The 5,463-nt window shown below is 61.8% G+C and carries 5 protein-coding genes; all 5 read right to left on the bottom strand.

Annotated features, from left to right (window positions below; all coding sequences use genetic code 11):
- Positions 1 to 114: 114 nt before the first annotated feature.
- The 5 genes from ACESL9_RS16670 to ACESL9_RS16650 all read right to left on the bottom strand — a co-directional run bounded on the left by ACESL9_RS16670 (position 115) and on the right by ACESL9_RS16650 (position 4,901).
- Complete coding sequence (locus ACESL9_RS16670) at positions 115 to 588, bottom strand: hypothetical protein (protein ID WP_372675252.1); 474 nt, start codon at positions 586 to 588, stop codon at positions 115 to 117.
- Positions 585 to 1,415: a DUF3100 domain-containing protein gene (locus ACESL9_RS16665; protein WP_372675251.1), complete on the bottom strand. Its 831-nt coding sequence runs from the start codon at positions 1,413 to 1,415 to the stop codon at positions 585 to 587. The genes ACESL9_RS16670 and ACESL9_RS16665 overlap by 4 nt, the downstream gene beginning before the upstream one ends.
- A 51-nt stretch (positions 1,416 to 1,466) precedes the next feature.
- The gene (locus ACESL9_RS16660; protein ID WP_372675250.1) at positions 1,467 to 2,960 is read right to left on the bottom strand and encodes an aldehyde dehydrogenase family protein; all 1,494 of its coding nucleotides are present in this window, start codon (positions 2,958 to 2,960) and stop codon (positions 1,467 to 1,469) included.
- Positions 2,957 to 3,868, bottom strand: coding sequence for an NAD(P)-dependent oxidoreductase (locus tag ACESL9_RS16655; protein ID WP_372675249.1), 912 nt, complete (start codon positions 3,866 to 3,868; stop codon positions 2,957 to 2,959). The genes ACESL9_RS16660 and ACESL9_RS16655 overlap by 4 nt, the downstream gene beginning before the upstream one ends.
- 109 nt (positions 3,869 to 3,977) lie before the next feature.
- Positions 3,978 to 4,901: a LysR family transcriptional regulator gene (locus ACESL9_RS16650; RefSeq protein WP_372675248.1), complete on the bottom strand. Its 924-nt coding sequence runs from the start codon at positions 4,899 to 4,901 to the stop codon at positions 3,978 to 3,980.
- Positions 4,902 to 5,463: the final 562 nt, after the last annotated feature.

The raw sequence follows: 5,463 nt of genomic DNA, 5'->3' as shown, positions 1-5,463 counted from the left end.
TCTAAAGCAAGAACCGGCTTCTGCGTGCTTCCTTCATAAAGCGCATTCGACCTTCCTGAAACGGGCGCGACGATTTCGCCACGCCCGTTGGGCGGAAAGTCTTTGAGACGGGCTTCACAGTAACAGTTCTGCGATGGTCGCTGAACCGACATAGGTCCCGATCATCACCAGAACTGCGATTACAGCGATCTTCCAGCCAGAGGTTTTTGCGACATCCATCTCGCGTTTTGCGATGGCGATACCGGCGTAAGCAAGGCAGGGTGTCGCCAGTGCGAGGAAATCGGCATTTGCGACCTGATCGGTGATCCACGCGTTTCCTGGTGTCCAAGGCAGGGTCAAAACGATACCCACCAGCGAGATCCACGCCACACTGGGCAGCCGGATGGGCGCGTACTTGGTGATGATTAAGCCCACCATCGTCATCAGATAAAGGATGAAGAGCGCGATCAGACCGGGGACCAGCGGTTTCGCGGGTCCAACCGTCTGTCCGACCCAGACAAGCAACGACACGATGGCGAGTACGGTAGCATGGTAGCCGAGATCAAGGTCACGACTGTCGGAGCGGTTTTCGGGGGTGATGTCGGTCATTTGCTCTCTCCTGTCATCGGGGTGTCATCTGCCTTGCGGCCCAGCAGTGCATAGAGTTTCTCGGTCAGTGGGAGCGCGACGAAAATCCCCAGATAGAGCCCTGTCGCATATGTCAGAACGTTCGAGGCACCCGCGAGAGCCAGGATCTGCTCTTCCATTTCCGGCACAGCGTTCGCGAGTGCGCCCGAACAGGCCGCCATCATAGACCCCGAGCCGATCCCGCAGGCCATCGCGAGGGCCTCGATGCTGAACGCACCAGTTGTCGCCAGAATTGACGCGAGGATCGCGAATGTAAACGTGCCGAAAAGGGTGCCGACAACATAGACGCCCATGACCCCGGTGCCCTCTTGCGATTTCAACCCGTATTTTTCGGCGATGATCGCGATATTAGGTTCGCGCGCGACGGAGAAGCACGCGCCGATGGATTCTCGGCCCATGCGAAAGACGAGCACGGCGACCGGAAAAGCGATGACGATGGTCCCGAGATTGCCGAGTTCCTGCATGATAAGCGCGGGTCCCGCGTCGATGATCTCGTTTATCGACGGTCCAATGATTGTTCCGAACTTGGCTATGAAGGGCATGATAGCGATGACGATCAGCGGCGAGGCGGTCTGCACCTCACGTTCACGAATCCAACCCTTGGCAAGCTTGAATACATGCGGATTGATGAGCAGCCCGAAAACGAATGCGTAAAGCAGGGGCAGAAGAAGAATTGAACCGATCCCGATCGGGATCTGCACGATGCCGATCAGTTCGGCGAGGATGGTTATGGCGAGCACAGTCAGGTGCAGACGCCAATCCATCACGGTTTCTTTTATTTTGTCCATCACATGTCCTTTCATTTGAACGGCCCGACGTGACGGGCCGGGGTGTCAAGCTCAGGATGCGGTCTCGACCCAAACAGATTTTGCGCGTGTGTAGGCCTGAAGCGCCTCGACCCCCGAAGAGCGGCCATACCCGCTCATCCCCGACCCGCCGAAGGGGGTCATCACGCTAATCGCCTTATAGCTGTTCACCCAGAAGGTGCCGGCCCGAACATTGGCGGCCATGCGGTGGGCCCGGGCGACATCCCGCGTCCAGACGGCACCGGCTAGAGCATACCGCGTTGCGTTGGCTATCCGCACCGCCTCGTCCTCAGTCTCGAATGTCAGCACCGACAGGACTGGCCCGAAGATTTCTTCGCGCGCGACGACCATCTCTTCGGTGACATCATCGAGGATTGTCGGTTGAAAGAGAAAGCCCTGATCGAGCCCGTCGGGCGGCGCGCCGCCACAAGCGACAGTTGCGCCCTCGGCCCTGGCTTCAGCGATCATCGATCTTATCTTGGACCACTGTTTTTCGTTCTGGATCGGGCCCATCTGGGTTTCCTCGTCGGTCGCAGGACCCACACGTATCTCGGCACAGATACGCTTTAGCCGTTCCACGAGTGCATCCTTCACACCAGCCTGCACCAGAAGCCGCGAACCGGCCACGCAGCTTTGCCCCGCGCCGGCAAAGATCGCGGCCCGTGCGCCCTGGGCCGCCTTGTCGAGATCCGCGTCGTCGAACACGATATTGGCGGATTTGCCGCCGAGTTCGAGGATCGTCGGCATCACGCGCCGCGCGGCGGTTCCGGCGATCTGCCGGCCGACCTCTGCCGAGCCGACGAAAACGGCGATCGCCGCGTCGGGATGTTCCAGCGCGCATTGACCGGCGGTGTGGCCCTGTCCGGCGATGATCCCGACCAGACCTTTCGGGGCGCCGGCGGCCTCACACAGCACGCCGAGGCCGAGAGACGACAGCGGCGTCAGTTCCGACGGTTTCAGGACGACCGCATTGCCGGCGCAGATGGCCGGGGCGATCTGCCATCCCGCGGTGAAGATCGGGGCGTTCCACGGGGTGATCTGCACGGCCACGCCATGCGGCTCCCGCAACGTGTAGTTCAGGTGACTGGTCGGCAGCGGGATCACATCGCCATGGATCTTGTCGCACCAGCCGGCATAGTATTCGAACATCTCCGCGACCTTGGTCACCTCGACCGTTGCGTCCGACGTCGTCTTGCCGGCGGCCAGCGTCTCGATCCGGGCCAGCGCCGCGATGTTGTTGCGCACCAGCGCACCGATCCGCCACATCACGCGGCCGCGATCCGACGCGGTCATCGCCGCCCACTTCCGCTGCGCGCGGGCCGCGTTGGTCATCACCCGGTCGATGACCGTTTGGTCGGCATCCGCATAGGACAGGATCGTGTTCCCGTCGGACGGGTTCACCAGCGTGATCGTCTCGCCCGATCCGGTGTGGATCCGCCCTGCCGACCAGCAGCCGATATCGGCGGTGTCGGTGAATGCCCCCAGAATCTCGGGTGTGGTCATGTCGTTGAGGTTTACATCGTTCATGCCGAGCGTGCCTTTTTGGTTCGGGATGCGTGAAGGACGGTTTCGGGATCGCCCATTTCGGTGAAATCGGCCGCGTCTGCCGGGGCCTCGGGGCCGGTCCAGTGATCCGCCACCAGACGGCTGAGCGGAATGTCCAACCCCACCTCCTCGGCAAGCGACAGCGCAAGACCCACGTCCTTGCGCATCAATCCCATCGTAAAACCGCTGTCGAAGCTGCGTGTCATCACCCATGTCGGGAAATGCACCTGGGTGACCGTCGAGCCGCCCGTCGCCGCGTTCACCACGTCCAGCGCCGCGCCGGCCTCCAGCCCCGCCGATTGCGCCAGCGCGAGACATTCGCGCGCGACGAGGAAATGCGACGCCACCATCATGTTGTTCGCGATCTTGGCGATGTTGCCGGCCCCCACCTCGCCCGCGTGCAGCGTTTTTTTCCCCAGGATCTCAAGGACCGGCCGGCAGATTTCGAGGGTGGCCGCAGGTCCGCCGACCATGAAGGTCAGCGTGCCTTTGACCGCGCCGGCGGGTCCGCCGCTGACCGGGGCGTCCAGAAAGGCCCCGCCAAGAGCGTCCAGCGCCGCGGCCATCCTGCGGCTGACCTCGGCGATGGAAGTCGAAGCGTCGATGATGATCGGGGCCGGGCTATCGCCAAGGCCGGACAGACCCTCCGACACCGTTGCCTCGACGATTTCCGCATTGGGCAGGCTCAACAGCACGATACCACCGCCCCGGAATGCCCCGGCGACGGACGTGCAGACCCGCAGGCCATCGGCTTCGGCCGCGCCGCGCGCCTCCGCGTCGATATCGAAGCACAGCGGATCGGCCCCCGCGGCGTGCAGCCCCCGCGCCATCGGCAGGCCCATCCTGCCAAGGCCGATGACAGCGAGGCCACGATCGAGGTTAAGTGTCATTGCAAGGCCCCTTCAGTGTCTGAAGTGTCTGACGGGCAGGATGACCCATGCCGGGGGCCTTCTAAAAGTCGTGACATGTCGCACACGGTGTTGCGCTTGGCGCAACACGTCATGCACCCCACTTAGGTTTCGCAAAGCTCTGCATCCCGTCTTGCAGGCAGGACAGAACGGTCTCCACCGCCTTGGGAAGCCGGCGCTGCGGACGGACGAACAGGGTCGTGGTCGCGGTGCGCAGCGTGGGATTGCGCAGTTCGACGATATACGCTTCGCCTTGCTGACGCTGGACCTCGGCCGAGAACCGAGGCAGGAACGTGACACCGTGGCCAGCGCGCACAAAATGCAGCAGCGCGGCAATCGACCCCGAGGTCAGCGTGGGCCGAAGAATGACGCCGTGGCGATCCGCGCATTGCTCGACAAGTTGTCGCACGCCATGCGTTTTTGGCAACAGCGCCATCTCGATTGACTGAAAATCTTCCAGAATGGTGCAGTTTGCGACCTCGGTCCTATGATCGGTTGGCACGATTGCGCAAAGCGGTTGCTTGGTGGTCGCGATGCGCCGTACCGCTGCGGTCTCCGGCAAGGCGTAGGCGATGCCGATATCGGCATTTCCCGTGTCTACCGCTTCGACGATGTCCTGCGTGGCCCCGATATCCACAACCAGACCGATATCGGGATGCGCCCGGATGACATCGCGCAGCCCCTGTTCGACGAGATCGGCGAGAAAGCCCTCGCCGCATCGCAGGCGCACGACGGCTCCGGAGCGTCCGCTCACGCGCTCCAGCTTGGCGCGCAGGCGCCGATCCGCCTCGATCTGCTGCATCGCATGATCGCGCAGGACACGCCCCGCATCCGTCAGGGAAATGCCCGAGGGCGTCCTTTCGATGAATTGCACCCCGAGCCGCTCTTCGGCAGCGGAAATCGCCCGGCTGACATTCGAGGTGGACGTTCCGACCTCGACAGCCCCCTTTCGCAAGCTTCCATGACGAGAGACCGCGGCGAAGATCACCAGAAAATTATGATCACGTCCGAACAAAATACCTTCCTGATCCGCTAACTGCCCAACGTCGGGTGTAGCGTGATGCCGCTTCCCTTACCATTCCTACGGCGCCAGAGGGCATTGTCCCGTCGGTTCCCTGAGTTTACGACAGGCGAGACAAGCCAGAGGATACTCTTCCGATGCCGAGTTGATCTTCCTGCACGATCCAAATGCTGTTGATGGGGAGAACGAAATCGACGATGCATTTATTTATTGGGCGGCGCTTTTTGCCACCATGAAACGCCCAAACCGCCGCAGCTTGAGGTATTCATATATGTCCATTAACGTTGTCTTATCGGACATGTTGAAATCAAGGCTTGCGCCACGGGCACGCCCCCTTTCAGACTGGCCGGAAAGGCCCAAACCGGTTGCCGTCAGGTCATGGAAGGCGTCACATTCGCCGGCGGCGTCACCGCGAACCACACACCGAACCCCGCAACAAAGCCGCGCCCCCCGTGATCGGCCCAACAGGCCCGAGCGTGCATATATGGACATTTGAGAGAACGTACCATGAACGAACTGTCTGTTGACCGGACAGCTTGAAGACGGGAGGCTGTTT

It is taken from the genome of Aquicoccus sp., assembly GCF_041686535.1.
Classification (GTDB): Bacteria; Pseudomonadota; Alphaproteobacteria; order Rhodobacterales; family Rhodobacteraceae; genus Aquicoccus.
Note: the sequence above shows the minus strand (reverse complement) of the source record. Positions and strands in the feature narration are given on the sequence as shown.

Excerpts from the sequence above, each read along its gene's own strand:
- ACESL9_RS16670 (WP_372675252.1), bottom strand. The coding sequence starts at position 588 with ATGACCGACATCACCCCCGAAAACCGCTCCGACAGTCGTGACCTTGAT.
- ACESL9_RS16665 (WP_372675251.1), bottom strand. The coding sequence starts at position 1,415 with ATGGACAAAATAAAAGAAACCGTGATGGATTGGCGTCTGCACCTGACT.
- ACESL9_RS16655 (WP_372675249.1), bottom strand. The coding sequence starts at position 3,868 with ATGACACTTAACCTCGATCGTGGCCTCGCTGTCATCGGCCTTGGCAGG.
- ACESL9_RS16660 (WP_372675250.1), bottom strand. The coding sequence starts at position 2,960 with ATGAACGATGTAAACCTCAACGACATGACCACACCCGAGATTCTGGGG.